Annotated in this window: 22 protein-coding genes; 1 reads left to right on the forward strand and 21 read right to left on the reverse strand. The window is 40.8% G+C overall.

The annotated features are described in order from the left end of the window. Positions 1-102: 102 nt before the first annotated feature. The 17 genes from CZ487_RS25010 to CZ487_RS25090 form a co-directional block, all read right to left on the reverse strand. The gene (locus tag CZ487_RS25010; protein ID WP_077215072.1) at positions 103-1,398 is read right to left on the reverse strand and encodes a methyl-accepting chemotaxis protein; all 1,296 of its coding nucleotides are present in this window, start codon (positions 1,396-1,398) and stop codon (positions 103-105) included. 10 nt (positions 1,399-1,408) lie between these two features. Next, a complete protein-coding gene (locus tag CZ487_RS25015) occupies positions 1,409-1,861 on the reverse strand; it encodes a low molecular weight protein arginine phosphatase (protein WP_077215073.1) in 453 nt (150 codons plus the stop codon). Positions 1,862-2,084: 223 nt separating this feature from the next. Next, the gene (locus tag CZ487_RS25020; protein WP_077215074.1) at positions 2,085-2,642 is read right to left on the reverse strand and encodes a manganese efflux pump MntP; all 558 of its coding nucleotides are present in this window, start codon (positions 2,640-2,642) and stop codon (positions 2,085-2,087) included. A 152-nt stretch (positions 2,643-2,794) separates the two neighbouring features. Then, positions 2,795-3,835, reverse strand: a complete 1,041-nt coding sequence (locus tag CZ487_RS25025; RefSeq protein ID WP_077215075.1) for an L-threonylcarbamoyladenylate synthase — start codon at positions 3,833-3,835, stop codon at positions 2,795-2,797. 137 nt (positions 3,836-3,972) lie between these two features. Then, positions 3,973-4,416: a GNAT family N-acetyltransferase gene (locus CZ487_RS25030; protein WP_077215076.1), complete on the reverse strand. Its 444-nt coding sequence runs from the start codon at positions 4,414-4,416 to the stop codon at positions 3,973-3,975. Positions 4,417-4,598: 182 nt separating this feature from the next. Continuing rightward, positions 4,599-5,309: a stage II sporulation protein R gene (gene spoIIR / locus CZ487_RS25035; RefSeq protein WP_077215077.1), complete on the reverse strand. Its 711-nt coding sequence runs from the start codon at positions 5,307-5,309 to the stop codon at positions 4,599-4,601. Between the two features lie 191 nt (positions 5,310-5,500). Beyond that, a complete protein-coding gene (gene prmC, locus CZ487_RS25040; protein ID WP_077215078.1) occupies positions 5,501-6,364 on the reverse strand; it encodes a peptide chain release factor N(5)-glutamine methyltransferase in 864 nt (287 codons plus the stop codon). Next, on the reverse strand, positions 6,357-7,430 hold the full coding sequence (gene prfA, locus CZ487_RS25045; protein ID WP_077215079.1) for a peptide chain release factor 1: 1,074 nt from the start codon (positions 7,428-7,430) through the stop codon (positions 6,357-6,359). Before prfA ends, prmC begins: the two co-directional genes overlap by 8 nt. Before the next feature lie 154 nt (positions 7,431-7,584). Beyond that, positions 7,585-8,016: a hypothetical protein gene (locus tag CZ487_RS25050; protein WP_077215080.1), complete on the reverse strand. Its 432-nt coding sequence runs from the start codon at positions 8,014-8,016 to the stop codon at positions 7,585-7,587. 224 nt (positions 8,017-8,240) lie between these two features. After that, the gene (locus CZ487_RS25055; RefSeq protein ID WP_077215081.1) at positions 8,241-8,858 is read right to left on the reverse strand and encodes a thymidine kinase; all 618 of its coding nucleotides are present in this window, start codon (positions 8,856-8,858) and stop codon (positions 8,241-8,243) included. A gap of 274 nt (positions 8,859-9,132) precedes the next feature. Further along, entirely contained in the window at positions 9,133-9,345 is a 213-nt protein-coding gene (gene rpmE / locus CZ487_RS25060; RefSeq protein ID WP_077215082.1) for a 50S ribosomal protein L31, read from the reverse strand. A gap of 180 nt (positions 9,346-9,525) precedes the next feature. Further along, positions 9,526-10,791 (reverse strand): transcription termination factor Rho, encoded by a 1,266-nt coding sequence (rho, locus tag CZ487_RS25065; protein ID WP_077215083.1) that lies wholly within the window; start codon positions 10,789-10,791, stop codon positions 9,526-9,528. A 430-nt stretch (positions 10,792-11,221) separates the two neighbouring features. Further along, positions 11,222-12,184, reverse strand: coding sequence for a class II fructose-bisphosphatase (glpX, locus tag CZ487_RS25070; protein WP_077215084.1), 963 nt, complete (start codon positions 12,182-12,184; stop codon positions 11,222-11,224). 49 nt (positions 12,185-12,233) lie between these two features. Continuing rightward, positions 12,234-13,520: a UDP-N-acetylglucosamine 1-carboxyvinyltransferase gene (locus tag CZ487_RS25075; protein ID WP_077215085.1), complete on the reverse strand. Its 1,287-nt coding sequence runs from the start codon at positions 13,518-13,520 to the stop codon at positions 12,234-12,236. Between the two features lie 294 nt (positions 13,521-13,814). Further along, on the reverse strand, positions 13,815-14,459 hold the full coding sequence (gene fsa, locus CZ487_RS25080; protein ID WP_077215086.1) for a fructose-6-phosphate aldolase: 645 nt from the start codon (positions 14,457-14,459) through the stop codon (positions 13,815-13,817). Positions 14,460-14,726: 267 nt separating this feature from the next. Continuing rightward, the gene (locus CZ487_RS25085) at positions 14,727-15,584 is read right to left on the reverse strand and encodes a class II fructose-bisphosphate aldolase (RefSeq protein WP_077215087.1); all 858 of its coding nucleotides are present in this window, start codon (positions 15,582-15,584) and stop codon (positions 14,727-14,729) included. Positions 15,585-15,795: 211 nt separating this feature from the next. Further along, positions 15,796-16,167: a response regulator gene (locus tag CZ487_RS25090; protein ID WP_077215088.1), complete on the reverse strand. Its 372-nt coding sequence runs from the start codon at positions 16,165-16,167 to the stop codon at positions 15,796-15,798. Between the two features lie 186 nt (positions 16,168-16,353). Here CZ487_RS25090 and CZ487_RS25095 point away from each other — a divergent pair, with 186 nt between their 5' ends. Then, positions 16,354-16,881, forward strand: a complete 528-nt coding sequence (locus tag CZ487_RS25095) for a DUF2529 domain-containing protein (protein ID WP_077215089.1) — start codon at positions 16,354-16,356, stop codon at positions 16,879-16,881. 56 nt (positions 16,882-16,937) lie between these two features. Here the strand turns inward: CZ487_RS25095 and CZ487_RS25100 are convergent, their stop codons facing one another. From CZ487_RS25100 to icmF, 4 genes are all read right to left on the reverse strand, one after another. Continuing rightward, a complete protein-coding gene (locus tag CZ487_RS25100; protein WP_077215090.1) occupies positions 16,938-18,539 on the reverse strand; it encodes a CTP synthase in 1,602 nt (533 codons plus the stop codon). A gap of 243 nt (positions 18,540-18,782) precedes the next feature. Further along, positions 18,783-19,358, reverse strand: a complete 576-nt coding sequence (gene rpoE, locus CZ487_RS25105) for a DNA-directed RNA polymerase subunit delta (RefSeq protein WP_077215091.1) — start codon at positions 19,356-19,358, stop codon at positions 18,783-18,785. Between the two features lie 206 nt (positions 19,359-19,564). Beyond that, positions 19,565-19,741 (reverse strand): hypothetical protein, encoded by a 177-nt coding sequence (locus tag CZ487_RS27360; RefSeq protein ID WP_154676064.1) that lies wholly within the window; start codon positions 19,739-19,741, stop codon positions 19,565-19,567. Positions 19,742-19,897: 156 nt separating this feature from the next. Continuing rightward, the gene (icmF, locus tag CZ487_RS25110) at positions 19,898-23,164 is read right to left on the reverse strand and encodes a fused isobutyryl-CoA mutase/GTPase IcmF (protein ID WP_077215092.1); all 3,267 of its coding nucleotides are present in this window, start codon (positions 23,162-23,164) and stop codon (positions 19,898-19,900) included. Positions 23,165-23,170: the final 6 nt, after the last annotated feature.

Raw genomic sequence — 23,170 nt, forward strand, 5'->3', positions numbered from 1 at the left:
TGAAAAATTAAAGATGGTTTGTCTTAATTTGGTACTATGTCATAATTTTTACATAAATAAAACAGACACACTTTACAGGTATGTCTGCTCCCTATACATATTCTATATTTTAAACCTTGTAATCGTGTTTTTAAGCTGCTCTGCCTGACCTTTCAAATCTAAAGCTAACTTTTCCACATTCTCGATTACCCCTGCCTGATGATTGGTCGCTGTCGTCACCTCTTGCGCCCCAGCAGATGTCTCTTCTGCAATCGCAGCAACTTCCTGGGATTGTGTAGAGGTATGTTGAATGCTCTCCATTTGTTTATCCACAAGGGTTGTGATTTTCATAACAGAATCAGCCATTTCATGTACACTCTTCGTCATCTCTTCAATCACTTCATTCGTCTTCGACCCTTTTTTCGCTTCATTGTTGGCAGAATCCACTTGTTCTGAGATTTGCTTGACAACATTACGTACCTCAGTTTGAATATTTTGAATGAGCTCCGAGATGCCTTGAACGGCTTTAGCACTTTCATCGGCCAGCTTGCGGACTTCTTCGGCTACGACCGCAAAGCCCTTCCCATGCTCTCCTGCCCTCGCCGCTTCAATCGAAGCATTGAGTGCGAGAAGATTCGTTTGTGCAGCAATATCACCAACAAGCCCAATAATCTGCTCGACCTTTGCCGCATTTTCCTCTAACTTTTTTACAGTCTGCAGCGATTGCTCATTATCCGCCGCTAGCTTTTGAATACCAGATACTAATGAGTGTATGACATTTTTTGATTGCTTAAGATCCTCTACCATTTCTTTTGACACCATTCCAGAAGTTTTAGCTGTTTCCTGTACTTCTTCTGCAATGCGGATGACATCTTCCACCGATTCTGCTGTTTCTTGGATAGAAACAGCGGAGTTGTCTGCACCAAGAGAAATTTCACTAATGGTTCTTGCAATCGCTTCCGCTTGTTCTGCTGCGGCTGTCGATTCATTCGATATGGCGATCACTTTGTCATTTGTTTCACGGAAGTTCTCGTCAATTTTTTGAACCATTTCTCTAATATTATAAAGCATATGATTAAAGGCAATCCCGAGCGAACGAATCTCATCATCTGATTTTGGCAGTTCAACGTCTTCACTAATATCACCATTTGCTGCCTTTAATGCTGCTTTTTCAAGCTTTTGGAGAGGTCTAATAATAAACCCGGCAGCAAGGAAGGCCAGCACGCCAGACCAAATGATTCCCATCAATAGCGTGAGGACCGTAAAAGCTGCCTCACTCATCGGTATTGAGCCCTTTATATTTGGATAAATAAAATAGATAAACAGCGCACTTGTCGAATACGTAATCACCGCAAGTATCGTAATAAACAAGACAAGTTTCTTTCTAAGTCCAAATTTCAATCCTTTCGTTTCCTCCATGTTTTCCTCCCTAGCTGTCACCAGCTTTTTCTATCTTTTTTATGATTTTATCGATTATGTCATGAAGCTCTTTGTATGTTTGCCGGTATAATTCAAGAGGTCCGCCGAATGGATCACTAATATCACCATAAGAATCACCTTCTGCAAACTCTTTCAATGTAAAGGTTTTTCCTGCTGCCATTGGAAACATATTGTTAATTGAATCCTTATGACTCCATGTCATTGTCAATATGTACGTTGCCCAATTTACACTCTCTTCCGTCAACATTGAAGATCGATGGTCATGGGTGATGTTTTGTTCTTTTAATACGGTTTGAGTATGCTGTGATGCTGATGCTCCATTTGCAGCAAATACTCCTGCCGACTTCACTTCAATCCCTGGAATCCCCTTGCTTTTTAAAATCGCTTCGGCCATCGGACTGCGGCATGTATTCCCCGTACAAACAAATAAAATTCGGATCATTACTGGCTCCTCCTCGTTTCTACATTATATGACATTTTTCCTATTTAAAATAGGCATGTATTGTAAAACTAAGTAAAATTCCTTAAATATTCAAATATTATTTTTAAAATTTTAACATTTATAGATTGACAAATAAAATAGCAGAGAGAATTTTTAACAAAGTAATAAAAAAGACGCCAATCGGCGCCTTTTGTTCTATACGATACATCTTTGAACTTTTTTCTTAAAACAACAGGAGTAATTTCACACCAAATGCCATTAAAATACTTCCGCCAAGTGCTTCACTATATGTACCAAGCCATCCTTGCACTCTCCTGCCGATTAGAAGGCCCAGCCAAGTTAACAGACATGCCCCGGCGCCAAAGCATAAAAGTACTAAAGCGGTCTTGGCTCCGTAAATCCCAAGTGTTAGGCCGACAGAGAAGCTGTCAAGACTTACGCTTATCGAGAATGCCAATAGACCAAATCCCACAGGAGTAATGAGAGCACCTTCATCTTCTTTCCTGAAGCTTGACCATATCATTTGCACTCCTAGTATGATTAACAACACTCCCCCGACATAAGCGGCAAATGTCCCAAATTGCTCAGAAAGAAACCGTCCGGCAATAATCCCGAGCAGCGGCATAAAAATGTGAAATAATCCTATTGTTAAGCCAATCTTAAATATTTCCCTGAGGCGCAGTCGGAACATTCCCATTCCCAGACCAACTGAAAATGCATCCATCCCTAGTGCAAACGCCATTAGTATTAGTGTTAGTAACTCGCCGATTATCGATGACATCCTTCGCGCCTCCCTAAACTTGCTAATTCAGCATATGCAAGTCCAACAGCGTTTAGAAGTCAAACATATCGCACAAACAGCCAATTCTAACCCAGCAAATGTCCACCCGAAAAAGACACTGTCCACGACCGGTACCAGGTACCTAAATTTACTTATTCGATAACTTTATGGCCTGCGGCTTTGAGGAGGCGGTTCATGATGGCGTCGCCAACTCCTTCAGATGGGAAGGTTTCGCTGAGGATCAGATCTACATCCGTATTATTGAAGCTTCGCAGCGCTTCATAGAGATGAGCTGCCACTGTTTCAAGCTCTGCCCTTCGTCCACATGCATAGACGACATCAGCATCATAGTACGCCTTATTTTCTTCCGTCGTCAGCACGCCAACCGAAAGGCCTTCCCGCCTTTTTTCATTTATGATCTCCTGCAACTCTTCACGTCCGCGCTTTACTAAATAAAGAGGGGCATCTGGAGCATAGTGCGTATACTTCATCCCCGGAGACTTCGGCGCTTCCTTCGATTTTAATAAAGCAGGATCGACTCCAACCTCTCCTACTACTTCTTGAAGCTGTTCCTTCGTTACACCGCCTGGTCTTAAAATGACTGGAATGTCTTCCGTACAATCAATAACCGTTGATTCCACTCCAATTCCGGTTGGCCCCCCGTCAACAATCCCAGCAATCCTTCCGTTCAAATCCTCCCACACATGCTGAGCCGTTGTAGGGCTGGGCCGGCCCGAACGATTGGCACTCGGTGCTGCAATCGGGAGCCCCGATTCTTGCAGAATCGCTAAAGCGACCGGATGATCCGGCATTCTAACGGCAACTGTGGATAACCCGGCTGTTGCAACATCCGACAATGCCCCTTCCTTTTTGTTAAAAATAATCGTCAACGCCCCTGGCCAAAAGGCCTCCATTAATTTAGCTGCTTTTTGAGGAACTTCCTGTACAAACTCCTCAATTTGTTCCATCTTACCAATGTGGATAATGAGTGGATTATCACTTGGACGTCCCTTCGCTTCAAAAATTTTCGAAACGGCTCCATCATTTTCAGCATTTCCACCTAATCCATACACCGTTTCTGTTGGAAAAGCTATTACTTCATTCTCTCTTAAAAGGTCAGCAGCCTGTGAAACTTGTGGATAGAGCTCTCGTTTGTCCACAGTTTTATCCACTGACCATCTTTTAGTTTCCATCATTGTCCACCTTCGCTATTTATACTCATATTACCTATGAAAGTATAAAAGAAGATGTTAGCGAACTCAAGTGTTATCCACAAAACGTGAATAACTTTCTTGAAAAAGTGGATAACTTCTCAATTTTATCCACATTATTATAAATTTAGCATTAGAAATACAGAGTTATCCACAGTTAACAAATGATTCCCGTGTGTGGACAAAGATATCCCCTCTGGTAAATCTTCCTTATCCGTCTTCACAAAACCTAATGCCATAAAAAACGGCAGTGATGCTTCTTTATTAGTAGCTAAATAAAGGGTTTCCAATTGTTTATCTCTCGCCAGCACAAGCATTTGTTCAAGCATGAGTAATAGATCTTTTTCACTCGTCCTGCTCGTCATCACCAATGACCTTAACAGCCCAATCTCTCCCAATGGTTCGATCCCCAGCGTCGCACGAATGCTGCCATCTTCATTCTCTAATAGTAAAAAATAATCAATAAATTCCTCCACACCTGCTGTCTCTAATCTTGCTTCAGTTAAAAAAGAGAGCAATCTCTGTTTATCAAGAGCCTCGGCACAGCGAATCGTTGATTCCATCCAATATCCCTCCATACGAAAATTAAAGTTATTCTATTAATATGAAAAGATAGAGAAAGTAGAACTTAATAGACTAGTTTTTTAAAAAATACTGTATTACTTTGCTAGAAATAAAAAAACCTCGCAGGGGGAGCAAGGCTTTTGGCATAATCTAGGTTCAACACCTATCAGAGATTTTTAATTTATCCAAATATTTTTTGAAAGATTTCTACTAGAAAAAACTTCACTTTAACAGATTCTTCATCTTCTTTGACATAAACAGGAGGCTGCTCTTCCTTTTCTTCTTTATCTTCTTTTTCCTCTTTACTGTCATTCTCTTCCTTACTATCTTCTTTCTCTTTCTCTTCCTTTTGCTCCTCTTCTTCGTCAAAGCCTTCGCTGACTGCAACTCCATTTGAAAAATCTAAGAAACACAGCGGTGGAAATAAGACACACCACCAATTGGCGCCTTTCCCTTCACCCAAGGTGATCAAAATTGCTTCGTACTCACCTGCTGGATATAAGAATTCACCATATAGCTTTGTCGGAAACTGAACTGTTCCAAATTGAGATTGTACACTTTGTTGAACACCCTGTTGTTCTAGTACTTCTTGAGCTATTTTTTGAATTTCCGGGATTTTTGCTCTAAGTAGATTTCTAGCATCTTCTACAGAAGTTAACTCTTCCACCCATTTTGTGATTTCTGCATTGACTGCATCTCTTACCTGTCTCTTAATCTCCTGATCCTGCGAACTGTCACTGTTAGCTAAAATTCTTAGTCTAATCGCTTCGTTCGGGATCACCTGCACATCATTAGCTGTTACTTCATTTTTCGGTATATATAAACTTAAAATCGTTCCAATCGATAAAATTAAAATGTATAAGGCCGCAAACGTTTTTGTTTTAATTTTCATGTCTTTGACACCGTCCCTTCACCACTCATTGTGGACAGGACGAGAGAATCTTAAACTATTAAATTTAAAAATTTTTTCATGCAGCTCTGTTAAATTATATTTCTGAAAAACCTGCAAGGTGATGAACCTTTCCACATGCTGTTAAACACTCACAATAAAGGCACGTTCCAAGGCCCATCACCTATGCTGGGTTATTGTTCTATTTCCGCAAAAACCATACGATCTTTCCCATTAATATCGTAGACAACATCAACCTTACTTTGAGGAAATGCAGTTCTTAGCATATTGGATACAGCCTCACTTTGACCAGCACCTATTTCAAAACCAACCAATGCTTTTCTTCTCAAAACATACGGCAGCTCTTCCATCATCCTCAAGTAAAGGTCCAACCCATCCTCACCGGCAAAAAGAGCCCGATGCGGTTCATGCTCTGTCACCACGACAGACATACTCTCCAAATCACCCTGAGGAATATAAGGCGGATTCGACAAAATCACATCGAACTTTTCACCTCGGTTTATGAGCGGCTGAAGCAAATCACCTTGAATAAATTCAATCTCAGCACCAAGCATATTCGCATTATGCTCAGCTACCGCGAGCGATTCTTGCGCTATATCAGTAGCAGTGACCGCAAGTGCTGGCTTTTCTAATTTCAACGTAACCGCAATTGCCCCGCTGCCAGTTCCAATATCGGCAGCCTTCAAACTCTCATCATTTCCAAAAAGTGTTGAAATCCTTTTTAGTGCTTCCACAATCAATTCTTCCGTTTCAGGTCGAGGAATCAGGACTTCTTTATTTACCATAAATCTCCGGCCATAAAATTCTTCATAGCCAATAATATACTGAACAGGTTCCCCTCCTGCATGCAGGTGCACAGCTTTTTGAAATGACTGCCAAACTTCTTCTGACAACTCATCCCTTAGGCTTGCATATAAAGAGGACCTGCTTACTCCCATATAATGCCGCAGTAATAATTCTCCCGCATTTTCATCACGGCCTTGTTGTGTTAAAAAAGAAGAAGCCCATTTGAGGGCTTCAAATACTTTTTTAGACATCAGATGCACTTTCCAGCTTTGCAGATTGCTCTTCTAAAATTAACGCATCGACGATTTCATCCATTTTTCCTTGAAGGATTTGGTCAAGCTTTTGAATCGTTAAACCAATGCGATGATCTGTTACACGATTTTGCGGGAAGTTATACGTGCGGATACGTTCAGAACGATCTCCTGTACCGACGGCAGATTTACGCTGCTGGTCATATTCAGCCTGCGCCTCTTGTTGAAATTTATCATACACACGAGCACGAAGTACTTTCATCGCTTTTTCTTTATTCTTAATCTGTGATTTTTCATCCTGACAGGAAACCACAGTACCGGTCGGAATATGCGTTAAGCGGACAGCAGACATCGTTGTGTTAACACTTTGTCCTCCTGGTCCACTTGAAGCAAATGTATCAACACGAATGTCCTTTTCATGGATATCGACTTCCACTTCTTCCGCTTCAGGCAATACCGCTACCGTTGCAGTAGAAGTATGGATGCGCCCGCCAGATTCTGTTTCAGGGACACGCTGCACACGATGTGCTCCATTTTCAAATTTCAACTTCGAATAAGCACCTTTTCCGTTAATCATAAAAATGATTTCCTTGTAGCCGCCGACACCTGTTGAACTTGCTTCAATCACTTCTGTTTTCCAGCCCTGCGCTTCGGCAAAACGGCTGTACATACGGTATAAATCTCCAGCAAAAAGGGCCGCTTCATCTCCGCCTGCAGCACCGCGAATTTCCATGATTACGTTCTTATCATCATTCGGATCCTTTGGAACGAGTAGAATTTTCAACCGGCCTTCGAGCTCTTCCTGACGTTCTTCGAGCTCATCTATTTCATCTTTGACCATTTCCCGCATGTCAGCATCAAGCTTTTCCTCCAGCATGGCCTTAGCATCCTTTAGCTGAGAACGGACTTCTTTATATTCACGATATGTTTCCACCGTTTCCTGTATATCGGATTGCTCTTTTGAATATTCACGTAATTTTTTCGTATCGTTTACAATTTCAGGATCACTCAAAAGCTCATTCAGCTTATCGTAGCGATCTTCAACCGCTTGAAGACGATCAAACAATGTCATTCACCTCAATTATTAAATAGGGCAGCGTTCACCTTATTTTTCTAGTCCATAACATTCTAATTATAGTATAGGTGATAAGCAACGTCAAAAACAAATCTTGATAATAAAAAACATCAGTGTGGTTTCTACCCATCACTGATGATTTTTATTACCTGCGGGTTTGCTCTCCAAGTATCTCGACATCGATACGATATCTCGGCACTGCCTGGGTTAACATTTGACGAAGATGTTCCTCATTATCTTTTCTTTCCGCTTGAGTCATACCGCCCTTTTTACTCACTGTTACAAACATATCATTACCGTTAACCCAAATCGACTCAGATACATACTCGTTTGTCATTTCAATGGTTTCTCTAGCCTTTTCAATATCTGCTTGTTGATTATTAACATTACCATTAAAATTTCTAAGGTTCGGATTTTGATCTGACATCGTCCGCCCGCGATCCTCTCCTGATTGCTGATTACCAAGCAGGGTTGTTTCCGGCTCCCAATTTTCTTGACCATCCATGCCTGCTTCATTTTGATTGCAGCCAGCAACGACAAACAAACTAAGAATGACCATAAAATATAGCTTTTTCACAGATTGACACATCCTCATAATCAGTTTCTACTATTAGGATGTCCCTTCGATAGCTTATCATTTATCCACTTTTTTCAAATATGCTTTAAATATGCTTTGCTTTGGAACCACCTTTCCACATGCTGTTATTCTTAACAGGATAAAGGCACGTTCTAAGGACCCTCCCCTTGCTAATAGCCAAATAAAAAAGGCCGTTCGATCGTCATCGATTAGGCCTTTTGCACTTATGATAAAGATTTTGTTTCTGATGGGATGACAATGGCTGGGGATTTCGGAACTTCATGATGATGTCTGCAGCGCGCCTCATATGACTCTGCCGCCCCCACTAATATAATAGGGTCATCATAGGAAGCTGGTTTCCCATTAATTAATCGCTGTGTTCTGCTCGCAGGTGAGCCGCAAACGGTGCAGACCGCCTGGAGTTTTGTAACCAATTCAGCTACCGCAATGATCGCCGGCATTTGACCAAATGGTTCTCCTCGGAAATCTTGATCAAGTCCTGCCGTAATGACACGATGTCCGCTATTCGCAAGATGCTGAATGACTCCGACAATTTCTTCATCAAAGAACTGCACCTCATCGATCGCAACAACATCAATATCAGGAGCTATATGTTGAAAAATATCTGTTGATTGACTGATTGGTCTAGCATTAAAGGAAGTGCCATTATGCGAAACAACTGCTTCGTTACTATAGCGATTATCGATAATCGGTTTAAAAACAGCAATCTTTTGCTTGGCAAACTCAGCTCTTCTTACACGACGAATTAACTCTTCTGATTTTCCGGAAAACATACTTCCGCAAATGACTTCCACCCAACCGTGCTGGTCCATCACATACATAGACGGGCCTCTCCCTTCAAATTGAAATGCGCAGGTGCCCCGCTTAGCGACGTATGGACTGGATGGCCCCGAGTGAGATAAAGGAAACACGAAGAACGATAGTGATTCGATGTTGACTTATCGCAGGGAGGGGACGGAAGTACATTTGTCGCTGGACACCGGAGCTAGACAGCTCTCTAAGTTAAAGTTAAGTATTTTTACGATTATTATTTAACATATAAGAAATAAAAAACAGGCAAGGGATGTTAGCTTCTTGCCTGTTTTTATAAAACAATTATTGTTGGTTTGACTTAATGCCATATTTTTTGTTGAAACGGTCAACACGTCCGCCTGCTTCAGCAAACTTTTGACGGCCAGTGTAGAATGGATGGCATTCAGAACAAGTTTCAATACGAATTGATTCTTTAACAGAACCAGTTTCGAACTCGTTACCGCAAGCACAAGTCACCGTTGCTTTTTTATAATTTGGATGAATTCCTGCTTTCATTCCTTTTCATCTCCTTCCGCCCTGAATCTTTCGAAACAGAGTTATCTTTACAGCATAGTTTTGACCATGCTGTTCATTATCATAAACAACTTCTCATATTATAACAGCGTAAAACTAGTTTTGCAACATAGGATTTAATATGGAGAAAACCAGTAATAACCCCACTATTTTACACTCACATTATGACCGCTTTGCTTTCATTTCTTCATCAAGCTTTGCAAAAAACTCTGCATTAGACTTTGTTTGACGCAGCTTTCGAATGAACTTATCAACAAAGTCAGGAGCATCTGCCATCGATTTGCGAATCGCCCATAGCTTGTCCAAATGGTCTTTCGGGATAAGTAATTCTTCTTTACGTGTACCAGAACGGCGGATATCAATCGCTGGGAAGATTCTTCTTTCCGCAAGAGCACGGTCAAGATGCAGCTCCATGTTTCCAGTTCCCTTGAACTCCTCGTAAATCACATCATCCATTCTAGATCCTGTATCAACGAGAGCCGTCGCTAAAATCGTTAAACTGCCGCCTTCTTCAATATTACGCGCTGCCCCAAAAAACCTTTTCGGTCTATGGAAAGCCGCAGGGTCAATCCCGCCGGAAAGCGTACGGCCGCTTGGAGGGATAACCAGGTTATATGCACGCGCCAAACGAGTGATACTATCCATTAAAATGATAACATCACGCTTATGTTCAACAAGTCTCATGGCTCGTTCAAGGACGAGTTCGGCTACTTTAATATGATTTTCCGGCACCTCATCAAATGTTGAACTCACCACATCTCCAGCAACAGAACGTTCGATATCCGTAACCTCTTCAGGACGTTCATCAATGAGAAGTACAATTAATTCTGCCTCAGGGTGGTTTGTTGTAATACTGTTAGCAATTTCCTTTAACAGCATTGTTTTCCCAGCCTTTGGAGGAGCTACAATTAATCCGCGCTGACCAAATCCAACAGGAGAAATTAAATCCATAATTCTCGTAGACATATGCTTTGGAGTTGTCTCTAGTTTCATTTGACGATCTGGATAAAGGGGGGTTAAGGCAGGAAAGTGTACCCGTTCTTTTGCAGACTCAGGATCATCACCGTTTACCGCTTCAACATGCAGCAAACCAAAGTATCTTTCATTTTCTTTCGGCGGACGAACCTTACCGGATACTTTGTCACCGTTACGCAAATCAAATCTTCTAATTTGGGATGCAGAAATATAAATATCCTCTGAGCTTGGCGAGTAATTAATCGGTCTTAAAAAGCCAAACCCTTCTGACTGAATAATTTCGAGTACCCCTTCCATAAAGAAATACCCTTCTTGTTCAGCTCGAGCCTTAAGGATGGCAAAAATCAATTCTTTTTTCGTTAATTTGCTATAATAGGAAACTTTATAGGTTTTTGCCAATTCATAAAGTTCCTTTAGTTTCATATTTTCTAAACTGGAAATTGTTAATTCCATTTTGTCACCACTCTTTTATAAAATAAAGTTCATTCCACCCCAGAAACCTTATTAAAAATACAAAACAAAAGGGAATGGAAAAAGGAAAGAATAAAAATTGAGGCTTTTGGAAGCATAAGAAGAAATATATGACAGATTGCTGCTATTCTCTCTTTGTTGAAAACGTTTTAAGTTAGGTCCAATTAAGTAAAACAATTTCTATTGTACTCCAGTTTATAAAACTTAATCAACACTATTTTTACTTTTTGACCATTTTAAGTAAGATTTACAGAACACATCACTCAATAATACTAGTTTCGCCAGAAGATTCTTTTTATTAATCAGGAAATGTAGCGGGAAGAGATGCTGAGATCACATGCAGCAACTGGATCTCAGCCTTTCCCATTTTTAGAGGTAGAGTTGAGACTATGAAATGTCTTTCTCCTAATATTTATTTAATTACCAAGTTTGGCTTCTTTTGCAAGCTGTGACGGCCTTCAATAAAACGAACCGTACCAGACTTTGCACGCATAACTAATGAATGGGTAGATGCAAAAGATCCTTTAAATTGGACTCCGCGAAGCAGCTCTCCATCTGTGATGCCTGTCGCTGCAAAGATAGCGTCATCCCCTTTAACAAGGTCTTCCATAAGTAATACTTTGCTTACATCTAATCCCATCTTCTTACAGCGTTCTAGTTCTTCATCATTTTGCGGCAGCAGTCTTCCTTGAAGTTCACCGCCTAAGCATTTTAATGCAACAGCAGCGATTACCCCTTCAGGAGCACCGCCTGATCCGAATAAAATATCAACACCTGTACGATTAAAAGCTGTGTTATAAGCTCCTGCAACATCACCATCGTTGATCAATTTAATACGAGCTCCCGCTTCACGTATTTCATTAATAATCTTTTCATGGCGAGGTCGATTTAAAACAGTTGCGACAACATCTTCAATATCTTTTCCCTTTGCTTTCGCGACAGCTTTTAAATTATCTGTTACGGAAGCATTGATATCGATTTTCCCCACTGCTTCAGGACCAACAGCAATTTTATCCATGTACATATCTGGAGCATGGAGAAGGTTTCCATGGTCAGCAATTGCGATAACAGCAAGTGCATTCCAGCCGCCAGACGCAACAAGATTTGTTCCTTCAACGGGATCAACCGCTACATCCACTAAAGGTCCATTTCCAGTTCCGAGCTTTTCTCCAATGTAAAGCATCGGTGCCTCGTCCATTTCTCCTTCACCAATTACAACAGTTCCCTGCATGGGGATCGTATCGAAGACCTCTCTCATTGCAGTCGTAGCTGCATCATCTGCTTCGTCCTTTTTACCTCTTCCCATCCAGCGCGCTGATGCTAATGCGGCACCTTCCGTAACCCGCACAAGCTCCATTGTTAAACTTCTTTCCATGGTTTCATCTCCCAAACAATTCTTATATCAATATACAGTTTGCCCACTTTTAGGCATTTTTCATTTGATCAATTTCTTCTTTTGTCAAAGACTCCCGCCAAATCGTCGCACCAAGGCCATTTAGTTTTTCAACCAAATGACTGTAGCCTCTGTCGATATGATCAACCCCGGTAATTTCAGTGACCCCTTCGGCAATCAACCCAGCAATCACTAAGGCTGCCCCAGCACGCAAATCGCTTGCTTTCACCTTCGCTCCTTGAAGCTTAACAGGACCGCTGATGATAGCTGACCGCCCCTCAACCTTAATGTTCGCATTCATTCTTCTGAGCTCATCAATATGTTTGAAGCGCGCACTATAAATCGTATCCGTGACCATGCTTGTCCCCTCTGCTTTCGTCAACAGTGACGTAAGCGGCTGCTGCAGGTCTGTCGGAAACCCTGGGTACACAAGTGTTTTCACATCAACCGGCTTAAAAGCGCTGGCTTTGCCCACAAATGCCTGATCATCTTTTGTTTCAATTGGTACACCCATTTCACGGAGCTTCGCAATCAAAGATTCTAAATGCTGCGGGATGATGTTATCTATTAAGATCCCTTCCCCTACAGCAGCTCCTAAAATTAAATAAGTGCCTGCTTCGATTCGATCCGGAATGATCGTATGTCTGCAGCCATGGAGCTCGTCCACCCCTTCAATCCGGATGACATCCGTACCTGCTCCTTTAATCTTCGCACCCATATTCGTCAACAAGGTAGCTACGTCAATGATCTCCGGCTCTTTCGCCGCATTTTCAATAACGGTTCTTCCCTTTGCCCTTACGGCAGCAAGCATGATATTAATCGTTGCTCCAACACTGACCACATCAAGATAGATCCTCGCACCGACTAATTCATCTGCCCGCAAGTAGATGGCCCCTTGTTCGTTCGTCACTTTTGCTCCTAATGCTTCAAATCCCTTAATATGCTGATCAATCGGTCTTGGACCTAAGTGGCATCCGCCAGGTAATCCAATGACAGCTTTTTTAAAGCGCCCAAGCATCGCTCCCATTAAATAATAAGATGCACGAAGCTTTTTCACCTTGCCATTAGGCAATGGCATTGAAATCATAGCAGAGGGATCGACAGTCATATCATTATTCGTAAACTGAACAGTTCCGCCGATCTCCTCTAAAAGCCCTTTAAGTATCTCAACATCAGAAATATCTGGTAAACCTTCAATCGTGACAGGTGAATCAGCCAAAATAGTCGCTGGTATTAGTGCAACGGCACTATTTTTAGCACCACTTATCCGGACAGTTCCTTTTAAAGGATAGCCCCCTGCGATTTTGAGCTTTTCCATCTCTGACTCCCTTCTAAGCCTACCCTAGCATATCGACTATTGAACAAGTATGGTTATAGGCATACTCGATAAGTTAGGCTTATCATTTTTCGTTATGCTCAAAAATTCCACCTGTTTTCTAGCTGCTAGGAATCTTTTTCCAGTAAATACAGGCAAATTCCGACATTATTATCCTTATCCATATAGTTTACACGAAAAAACAATTTTCATGTATATTTATGAAAAAAAGTTTAATTTAAGAAATAATACCTATTTACGGAACGAGAAAATGGTTAGCTAAAAGGCAGAAGATAGTTACCCGCGGTTGTTCCAATCAGCTAGAAATGCTTCAATTCCCTTATCTGTAAGCGGGTGGTTAAATAGTTGCTTAATGACCTTGTATGGAATTGTTGCAATATGTGCTCCTCTTAATGCAGCATCCGTAACATGCTGTGGGTGGCGAATAGATGCAGCGATAATTTCTGTTTCAATTCCATGGATGGTGAAAATATCAGCAATTGTCGAAATTAAGTCTAAACCATTATGACCGATGTCATCTAATCTTCCTAAGAAAGGAGAGACATATGTCGCACCTGCACGAGCAGCCAAAAGTGCTTGATTAGCACTGAAAATCAGCGTCACATTCGTTTTAATTCCTTCTTTTGAAAAAGCAGATACTGCCTTTAATCCGTCTGGTGTCATCGGAACTTTAATCGTGATATTTGGAGCGATCGCCGCAAGCTCCTTTCCTTCTCTGATCATTCCTTCTGCATCAAGTGCAATAACTTCAGCACTTACAGATCCAGGCACTAATGCCGTGATTTCGCGCAAACGGTCCTCAAATGATACATTTTTTTCTTTTGCCACAAGAGATGGATTTGTCGTCACACCTGCCACAATTCCTAATGCATACGCTTCTTTAATTTCTTCCATGTTTGCTGTATCAATAAAAAACTTCATCTGTTATTCCCTCGCTTCTTTATGTTTTAATTATTCGCTTTGTTAGTAAGATTATCGCTATCACTCGCGCCGTGCTGAACCTCTCCATGTGCTGTTATTCTTTCAGAATAAAGGCACATTCCAAGGTCCAGCACTCTGCTTTAATTCCATCATCAATTTTAAAATTAGTTGAAATAAATCAAAACCGCCCTATTAAAAGGCGGTTTTTATGAAGATCATTCCGCATTAACAGGATCGATCTATCTACGTGAGCGTTATAGAAAACTTTTATGCTTTACCAGAAGAACCGAATTCGCGCATTTTTCCGATAACCGTTTCTTTAATAGCGTCACGTGCAGGTCCTAAGTATTTACGTGGATCATACATATCAGGATTTCCAGCTAGTACTTCGCGAACTTTTTTCGCTGAAGAAATTTGGTTCTCTGTATTAACATTGATTTTAGCTGTTCCAAAAGAAATCGCTTTTTGGATATCTTTTGTTGGGATCCCCGTTCCTCCATGAAGAACCAATGGCACACCAGTTGCTGCCCCGATCTCTTCCATTTCCTTAAAGCCTAGGTTTGGTTCTCCTTTATAAGGACCATGAACAGAGCCTAGAGCTGGAGCAAGGCAATCAATTCCAGTTCGCTTAACAAGCTCTTGACATTCCGCTGGATCAGCGTAAATTACGCCATCAGCAACAACATCGTCTTCTTGTCCGCCAACTGTTCCTAATTCCGCCTCAACGGAAACTCCTTTTGCATGTGCATATTCTACGACCTTAGTCGTTTTTTCAATATTCTCTTCAAATGGATCATGAGAAGCATCAATCATAACCGAAGTAAATCCAGCATCAATGGCTTCTTTACACTTTTCAAAGCTTGAACCATGGTCTAAATGGATAGCAACAGGCACTGTGATTTTGTAGTCTTCCATCAGTCCCTCAACCATTTTGACAACCGTTTTAAAGCCGCCCATATAACGTCCTGCTCCTTCGGAAACACCAAGAATAACTGGTGATTTTTCCGCTTCAGCAGCTTGAAGAATCGCTTGAGTAAACTCCAGATTATTTAAGTTAAACTGTCCAACTGCATAGCCTTCTTCTTTTGCTTTGATCAGCATTTCTTTCATAGAAACTAAAGGCATCGTTCTTCCTCCTTATAAATGATATCTACCATCATTTTTTAGCATAACGTGTCTTATAAAGTTTTACCGTTTGCTAACTTGAATATGTACTGTGTATCGATTGTCTGATGGATAACTATTCCAAACAATCCATTTGTATCATATCAAAATGGAAAAAGAATTGCTACGATTCATCTTTAATTTACAAACCGTTCACAAACGCATTATATGCTTAGTTTGCTTGTACCTTTATATATTTTTTCACAGCGGTACGAATATCATCAATATCAAAAGGTTTTGCAAAGTGAGTCAACGCTCCTAAATTCTTCGCCTCTTGAATCATGTCCAATTCGCCATAAGCAGTCATAATAATCACTTGAATATCCTGATCAATGACCCTCATTCTTTTTAATATTTCAATTCCATCCATTCCTGGAATCTTCATATCAAGCAAAACTAAATCTGGTGAATGCTTTTGAAGAATATCCAACGCTTGAACTCCATTTGCCGCCTGATAGGTCTCGTACCCTTCTTTTTGGAGAACCTCGTTCAACAAGATCCGAATTCCAAATTGATCATCAACAATCAATACCTTTCCTTGCATAACAAAACACCTCTTTCTCCCTAATATCGTTTCTATGTACGCACTTCACCCTTATTCTCTTCTCCTTTATTCTATTTTGCTCTTACTATTTCCTGCTTAATTTCCTTTTTTTACGAAAGTGATGACATTTTACCTTTTAGCAAACGTTTTTTATAATAAGAACTGTCCAAAGGAGGTCATGTTAAATTGCTTAAAATGTTTTCAACTCAGTTAACTGGGTTATTAAATACCCTTCATGAAAAAGAAAGCTTTGCGTTTGAAGATAGCGCAAGACTTCTCGCCCAAGCCGCCGTTGGCGAAGGGAATGTTTACCTATATGGAGAAAAAGAAATGGATGCTGTCATTTCAGAAGCACTCTGCAGCACCGAACCATTTCAATCCGCAAAAAAATGGGATGGCAAGGATCCCTCCCTTTCCTATCAAGATCGGGTTATTATTTTCACAAGATACACCCATGATGAACAAGCAGTTGCAGCAGCCAAATGGCTTTTAGAAAAAAACATTCCATTTGTGGCGGTTTCAACCGTACTTCCCGTTGATTCTGAGGCAGATAGCTTAGCAGATTTAGCAGATGTTCACATTGATCTGCGTTTAAAAAAAGGCTTGCTTCCTGATGAAGAAGGAAATCGCTTTGGATATCCAGCATCCATCGCCGCTTTATATGTTTATTATGGAATTAAATTAACTTTTGATGAAATTATTGCGGAATATTGAGTAAAGCCAACTAAAAAAGACGTTCAGAACAAATTCTGCACGTCTTTTTCAATTTATTATTGATTGCTTTTTATTGAAGCTTCCACAAAATCTCTGAATAACGGCTGCGGTCTGTTTGGTCTAGACGTAAATTCAGGATGGAATTGAGATGCAACGAACCATGGATGATCCTCGAGCTCGATCACTTCAACTAAACGTCCATCCGGGCTTGTTCCAGAGAAAATGAAACCGGCCTTTTCCATTTCTTGACGGTAATGATTGTTAAACTCATAGCGATGACGGTGACGTTCATAAACTACTTCATCGTTATAAGCAGCATAAGTCTTAGTACCTTCCATCAACTTACATGGATATAGACCAAGGCGAAGTGTTCCGCCTAAATCCTCAACATCCTTTTGTTCTGGAAGCAAGTCGATAATCGCATGCTGTGTATTTGGATCAATTTCAGATGAATGAGCATTTTTATAGCCCAATACATTGCGTGCAAATTCAATTGATGCTAGCTGCATTCCTAGACAGATACCAAGGAAAGGTACTTTTTGCTCGCGGGCAAACTGAATAGCATGTATCTTTCCATCAATTCCGCGATCACCAAACCCGCCCGGTACAAGAATACCATCCACATCACCTAATAATTCAGCGACATTTTCAGTTGTAACTTCCTCAGAATTGATCCACTTAATATCAATATCAGCGTCAAAAGCATAACCTGCGTGCTTTAATGACTCTACTACAGAAATATAAGCATCCTGCAGTTCAACATATTTCCCAACAAGCGCAATTCTTGTTGTTTTTGAAAGGTTTCTTACGCGCTCAACAAGAGCTTTCCAATCAGTCATATCTGCTTCCACACATTGCAGCTTTAGATGGTCGCAGACAATTTGGTCCATGTTTTGCTTTTGCAGAACGAGCGGAATAGAATATAAAACGTCTGCATCAGGACATTCAATAACCGCATGTTTATCAATGTCACAGAATAAAGCAATCTTGTCTTTCATATCTTCCGGCATATCCATTTCAGTACGCACGACAATAATGTTTGGCTGAATTCCCAAGCTTCTTAATTCTTTAACACTATGCTGTGTCGGCTTCGTCTTCATTTCTCCAGCAGCTTTAATGTAAGGAACAAGTGTACAGTGAATGTACATCACATTTTGCGGACCAATATCACTCTTGATCTGACGGATCGCTTCTAAGAATGGTAAAGATTCGATGTCCCCAACTGTTCCACCGATTTCTGTGATGACGACATCGGCATTTGTTTCACGGCCGGCACGGAAAACTCTTTCCTTAATTTCATTGGTGATATGTGGAATAACCTGTACTGTTCCTCCTAAATAATCACCGCGGCGTTCTTTTTGCAGCACTGTTGAATAGATTTTCCCAGTTGTCACATTGCTGAACTTCGTTACATTAATATCAATAAAACGTTCATAGTGACCTAAGTCCAAGTCTGTTTCCGCACCGTCATCTGTTACGAACACTTCACCATGCTGGTAAGGACTCATTGTTCCTGGGTCAACGTTTATATAAGGGTCAAATTTTTGAATCGTAACGCTTAAACCGCGATTTTTTAATAGTCGGCCAAGCGATGCTGCTGTTATCCCTTTTCCTAAAGACGAAACCACTCCGCCTGTTACAAAAATATACTTTGTCATTTGTTTTTCCCCCTCTTAATCAGTTTGTACATTATGGTGTTAGTTTAATGAATAAAATAGTGAAATAATTTGTGCTAGGGGAATACGATGTTTCTTTTGTTTATATTTAATATATCCTGACAAAATAAAAAAACGCCCCACTTACACTGCAGTAAGGGAGGCGTTAGTTGCTATAAATAAAATCGTTCCTTTTAAAAGGAGCCCAAAAATGATTCTACAAGCACATTCTTAAAAAGTCAACTATTAAAAATCATCCTCTTCATCTGAATCAGGGTCTTCGTCTTCTTCGTCCAGTTCTTCGAATTCCTCGTCTTCATCCAAGAGATCATCTTCATCTTCAAAATCATCTGCATCCTCGATATCGTCATCATCATCATCGTCATCGTCGTCTTCATCGATGTCATCAAAGTCATCTTCTGTTTCATCTATGTCGTCGAAGTCGACATCTTCTTCATCTAGTTCATCATAATCTTCTAAATCAAGATCGTCGTCTTCATCAACAACCTTCTTCTTCGCTTTCTTCTTCTTTGGTTTCGCTTGTGTTACCGTATCCTCCTCTGTCTGATCAACAGGATACCAAACACGTAAGCCCCAGCGGTTTTCGCCTAAAGCCATGAACCGGCCATCTATGTTTAAATCTGTATAAAATTGGGCAATTCTCTTTTTTACTTCCTCATCACTCAAATCAAGCGCTTTCGCAATTTCGTCTACTATTTCTTTAAAAGCAGCAGGTTGTTTATTACTATTGAGGACTTCAAAAGCGATTTCAATCCAAGACATCTCTTTTAATTGCTCTTGTGTATATTGATTTAGACTCAAAGTTATTGCACATCCTTTCACCATCTAGACACTTCAAAGGCATACTCGCTCTGATAGCATATTTTCCATTATAAACAAATTATTGGTCTTTATGCTACTTCTAGCATGTGATTATTATACTTTTTTAAGAGGAAGTATAATTATGCCTTTCCCTCTGCATCACCATAGGTTTCAAAACCCTTCATTTCCTCCTATGAGCTTGACCTCTACCTCGATGGTTTTTTAAATTTTTTAGTTGATTTGCTGGAAAACTCTTTTTTTGCTAAGGAAAAGAAAATAATCGATAGAATGAAAAACGAAATCGCACCAAGCTGATATTTATACAAATAGTACATCGCTGTTAAAAGCAACACCATACCGATAAATAAAGTAATTTTTTTCACTGCACTCACTTCCTGCGAAAAAGTAGCTTTCCTTTCCATATTGATTATATAGAAAAACAATTTAGTTTTGCTCTATATTTTTCTATAAATAACATTTTTTACATTATCGCAAAGAAAAAGGGCCTATAGCGTGAACTATAAGCCTTTCACCAACCATTACATATTGCGGCGGTATTGACCTCCTACTTCGTATAAAGCATGGGTGATTTGACCAAGGCTAGCCACCTTAACCGTCTCCATTAACTCAGCGAAAATATTTCCTCCGCTGACAGCTGTTGCTTTAAGGCGATTTAGCGCTTGTTCAGTTTGATCCCCATTCCTTTCCTGAAATTCTCTTAAGTTGTGAATTTGCAGCTCTTTTTCCTCTTTCGATGCACGAGCTAATTCCATTTTATCAATTTCCTCTTCTGACGGAGGATTCGGATTTAAATAGGTATTAACGCCGATAATCGGAAGCTCGCCTGTATGCTTCTTCATTTCATAATACATCGATTCATCCTGAATTTTTCCGCGTTGATACTGTGTCTCCATCGCTCCGAGCACACCGCCGCGGTCATCGATTCGTTCAAATTCCTGCAGAACCGCTTCCTCGACTAAATCCGTTAATTCTTCAACAATAAAGGAACCTTGAAGCGGATTTTCATTTTTCGTTAAGCCATGTTCCTTTGTAATGATCATCTGAATAGCCATCGCACGGCGCACCGATTCTTCTGTCGGTGTTGTAATTGCTTCGTCATACGCATTTGTATGAAGAGAGTTACAGTTATCATGCAGTGCCATCAATGCCTGAAGGGTGGTGCGAATATCATTAAAGTCTATTTCCTGAGCATGCAATGAACGGCCGGATGTTTGGACATGATACTTAAGCTTTTGGCTTCGCTCATTAGCACCATACTTTTCTCTCATAACGGTTGCCCAAATGCGGCGCGCAACACGGCCAATCACCGTATATTCCGGATCAAGTCCATTTGAGAAGAAGAATGAAAGATTCGGTGCAAAATCATCTATATGCATGCCTCTGCTTAAATAGTACTCCACATAAGTTAGGCCATTTGCCAATGTAAAAGCAAGCTGCGAAATTGGATTCGCCCCAGCTTCAGCTATATGATAACCAGAAATCGAGACAGAATAATAATTGCGGACTTTTTGATCAATAAAGTATTGCTGGATATCCCCCATCATTCTAAGCGCAAATTCGGTTGAGAAAATGCAGGTATTCTGGCCCTGATCTTCTTTTAAAATATCCGCTTGCACCGTTCCTCTAACCGTCTGCAATGTGCGCGCTTTAACTTCCTCAAGCTCTGCATCATTTAATGAACGCCCCAGCTCTTTTTCTTTCGCTTCAATCTGCTGCTGGATCGCCGTATTCATAAACATCGCTAATATGATCGGTGCCGGTCCATTTATCGTCATTGAGACCGAAGTAGATGGATGACATAAGTCAAAGCCCGCATAAAGCTTTTTCATATCATCAAGCGTACAAACGCTGACACCGCTTTCTCCTACTTTTCCATAAATATCTGGGCGGTAATCCGGATCTTCTCCGTAAAGGGTAACCGAATCAAATGCCGTACTTAACCGTTTTGCATCATCATCCTTTGATAAATAATGGAAGCGGCGGTTCGTTCTTTCCGGCGTTCCTTCCCCGGCAAACTGGCGCTTCGGATCTTCCCCTTCACGTTTGAATGGAAATACGCCCGCAGTATAAGGGAATTCACCCGGAACATTTTCTTTGTATACCCATTTGATAATCTCGCCATAATCGCGGTATTTCGGCAGGGCCACTTTTGGAATAGAAAGTCCTGATAAGCTCTTTGTCTTTAAAATGGTGACGATTTCTTTATCACGAATTCTTGTAACAAATTGATCACCAGCATACTTTTCTTTTTTCTCTTCCCAGCCTGCCAAGATATTCTTCGATTGCGGTGAAAGTTTTCCTTCCACATCCTCTTTTAAAACCTCTAATGCTTTTAGGACCTCGCTATTTCCATCTCCAGCCTTTACTGCTTCAATCGTTCCTTCAATTTGGAACAGCTTCCGGGCGAGTTCAGCCTGCTCTTCTGCTTTTTTATGATAAGTCCGTACCGTATCAGATATTTCCCGTAAATAATAGCGGCGGTCATTTGGTATAATGACACTTTGCTTTTCAACAACAGCATTCTTGCTAAAAGTTGTCGTCAACTTACTTCCTGTTTTTTCGTTTAGGACTTCAACTAGTGCAGCAAACAAGGCATTTGTTCCAGCATCATTAAACTGGCTGGCAATTGTCCCGTACACAGGCATTTCATCCAAGTCTTTTTCAAAAAGCATGCGGCTGCGCTGATACTGCTTTTGAACCTGACGCAGTGCATCTTCAGAGCCTTTTTTTTCAAATTTATTGATGACAATTAAGTCAGCGTAGTCAATCATATCGATTTTTTCCAGCTGTGAAGGTGCCCCAAACTCACTTGTCATCACATACATCGATACATCACAGATTTCTGTAATCTCGGCATCTCCTTGGCCAATTCCGCTTGTTTCCACCACAACCAAGTCATAGCCGGCTGCCTTTACGACCGAAATCGCATCCTGGATAGCTAAGGAAAGCTCCGATTTTGATTTACGTGTTGCCAAACTTCTCATGTAGACTCGTGGAGAGAATATTGCATTCATGCGGATTCTATCACCTAAAAGCGCGCCGCCTGTTTTTTGCTTCGTTGGGTCAACGGAAAGGATCGCGATCTTCTTTTCCGGAATTTCGTTAATAAAACGGCGGATTAACTCATCTGTCAGCGAGCTTTTTCCTGCCCCACCTGTCCCGGTAATTCCCAATACAGGAACTGTCTTTCCAATCGCCTTCACCTTTTCCATGACAGAATCGATTGCAGCAGCGCTTTCTTTCTCTACTCCATTTTGGTGCTCAGCCAGAGTGATCAATTTGGCCGTGGCAATGGTATCTCCTGTGGCCAGCTTCTCAATGAATTGAGTCATTTCAGGAGTAACAGTTGGAAAATCACATTCTTCAAGCATGATATTAATCATTCCCTGAAGGCCGTATTTGCGCCCATCTTCAGGTGAAAAAATCCACGCAATCCCGTAATCATGCAGTTCTTTAATTTCTCTTGGGATAATAACACCGCCGCCCCCGCCATAAATGCGGATGTGGTCAGCACCTCTTTCCTTTAATAGATCATACATGTATTTAAAATACTCAACATGGCCCCCTTGATAAGAAGATACTGCAATCCCTTGGACATCTTCCTGTATCGCAGCATTGACCACTTCTTCCACTGATCTGTTATGACCAAGATGAATAACCTCTGCACCGCTTGCCTGAATGATCCTGCGCATAATATTAATCGATGCATCATGACCATCAAAAAGACTCGAAGCCGTTACAAAACGCACATGATTTTTCGGCTTGTAAATTTCCTGTGTACTCATATCTCT

Source organism: Robertmurraya dakarensis (assembly GCF_900156875.1).
GTDB lineage: Bacteria > Bacillota > Bacilli > Bacillales > Cytobacillaceae > Robertmurraya > Robertmurraya dakarensis.

What these genes read in the sequence shown, in the direction of transcription:
- CZ487_RS25010 (WP_077215072.1), bottom strand. Translation starts at nt 1,398, where the DNA reads ATGGAGGAAACGAAAGGATTGAAATTTGGACTTAGAAAGAAACTTGTC.
- CZ487_RS25015 (WP_077215073.1), bottom strand. Translation starts at nt 1,861, where the DNA reads ATGATCCGAATTTTATTTGTTTGTACGGGGAATACATGCCGCAGTCCG.
- CZ487_RS25020 (WP_077215074.1), bottom strand. Translation starts at nt 2,642, where the DNA reads ATGTCATCGATAATCGGCGAGTTACTAACACTAATACTAATGGCGTTT.
- CZ487_RS25025 (WP_077215075.1), bottom strand. Translation starts at nt 3,835, where the DNA reads ATGGAAACTAAAAGATGGTCAGTGGATAAAACTGTGGACAAACGAGAG.
- CZ487_RS25030 (WP_077215076.1), bottom strand. Translation starts at nt 4,416, where the DNA reads ATGGAATCAACGATTCGCTGTGCCGAGGCTCTTGATAAACAGAGATTG.
- spoIIR (WP_077215077.1), bottom strand. Translation starts at nt 5,309, where the DNA reads ATGAAAATTAAAACAAAAACGTTTGCGGCCTTATACATTTTAATTTTA.
- prmC (WP_077215078.1), bottom strand. Translation starts at nt 6,364, where the DNA reads ATGTCTAAAAAAGTATTTGAAGCCCTCAAATGGGCTTCTTCTTTTTTA.
- CZ487_RS25055 (WP_077215081.1), bottom strand. Translation starts at nt 8,858, where the DNA reads ATGTATGTGATGGACCAGCACGGTTGGGTGGAAGTCATTTGCGGAAGT.
- rpmE (WP_077215082.1), bottom strand. Translation starts at nt 9,345, where the DNA reads ATGAAAGCAGGAATTCATCCAAATTATAAAAAAGCAACGGTGACTTGT.
- rho (WP_077215083.1), bottom strand. Translation starts at nt 10,791, where the DNA reads ATGGAATTAACAATTTCCAGTTTAGAAAATATGAAACTAAAGGAACTT.
- glpX (WP_077215084.1), bottom strand. Translation starts at nt 12,184, where the DNA reads ATGGAAAGAAGTTTAACAATGGAGCTTGTGCGGGTTACGGAAGGTGCC.
- CZ487_RS25075 (WP_077215085.1), bottom strand. Translation starts at nt 13,520, where the DNA reads ATGGAAAAGCTCAAAATCGCAGGGGGCTATCCTTTAAAAGGAACTGTC.
- fsa (WP_077215086.1), bottom strand. Translation starts at nt 14,459, where the DNA reads ATGAAGTTTTTTATTGATACAGCAAACATGGAAGAAATTAAAGAAGCG.
- CZ487_RS25085 (WP_077215087.1), bottom strand. Translation starts at nt 15,584, where the DNA reads ATGCCTTTAGTTTCTATGAAAGAAATGCTGATCAAAGCAAAAGAAGAA.
- CZ487_RS25090 (WP_077215088.1), bottom strand. Translation starts at nt 16,167, where the DNA reads ATGCAAGGAAAGGTATTGATTGTTGATGATCAATTTGGAATTCGGATC.
- CZ487_RS25100 (WP_077215090.1), bottom strand. Translation starts at nt 18,539, where the DNA reads ATGACAAAGTATATTTTTGTAACAGGCGGAGTGGTTTCGTCTTTAGGA.
- icmF (WP_077215092.1), bottom strand. Translation starts at nt 23,164, where the DNA reads ATGAGTACACAGGAAATTTACAAGCCGAAAAATCATGTGCGTTTTGTA.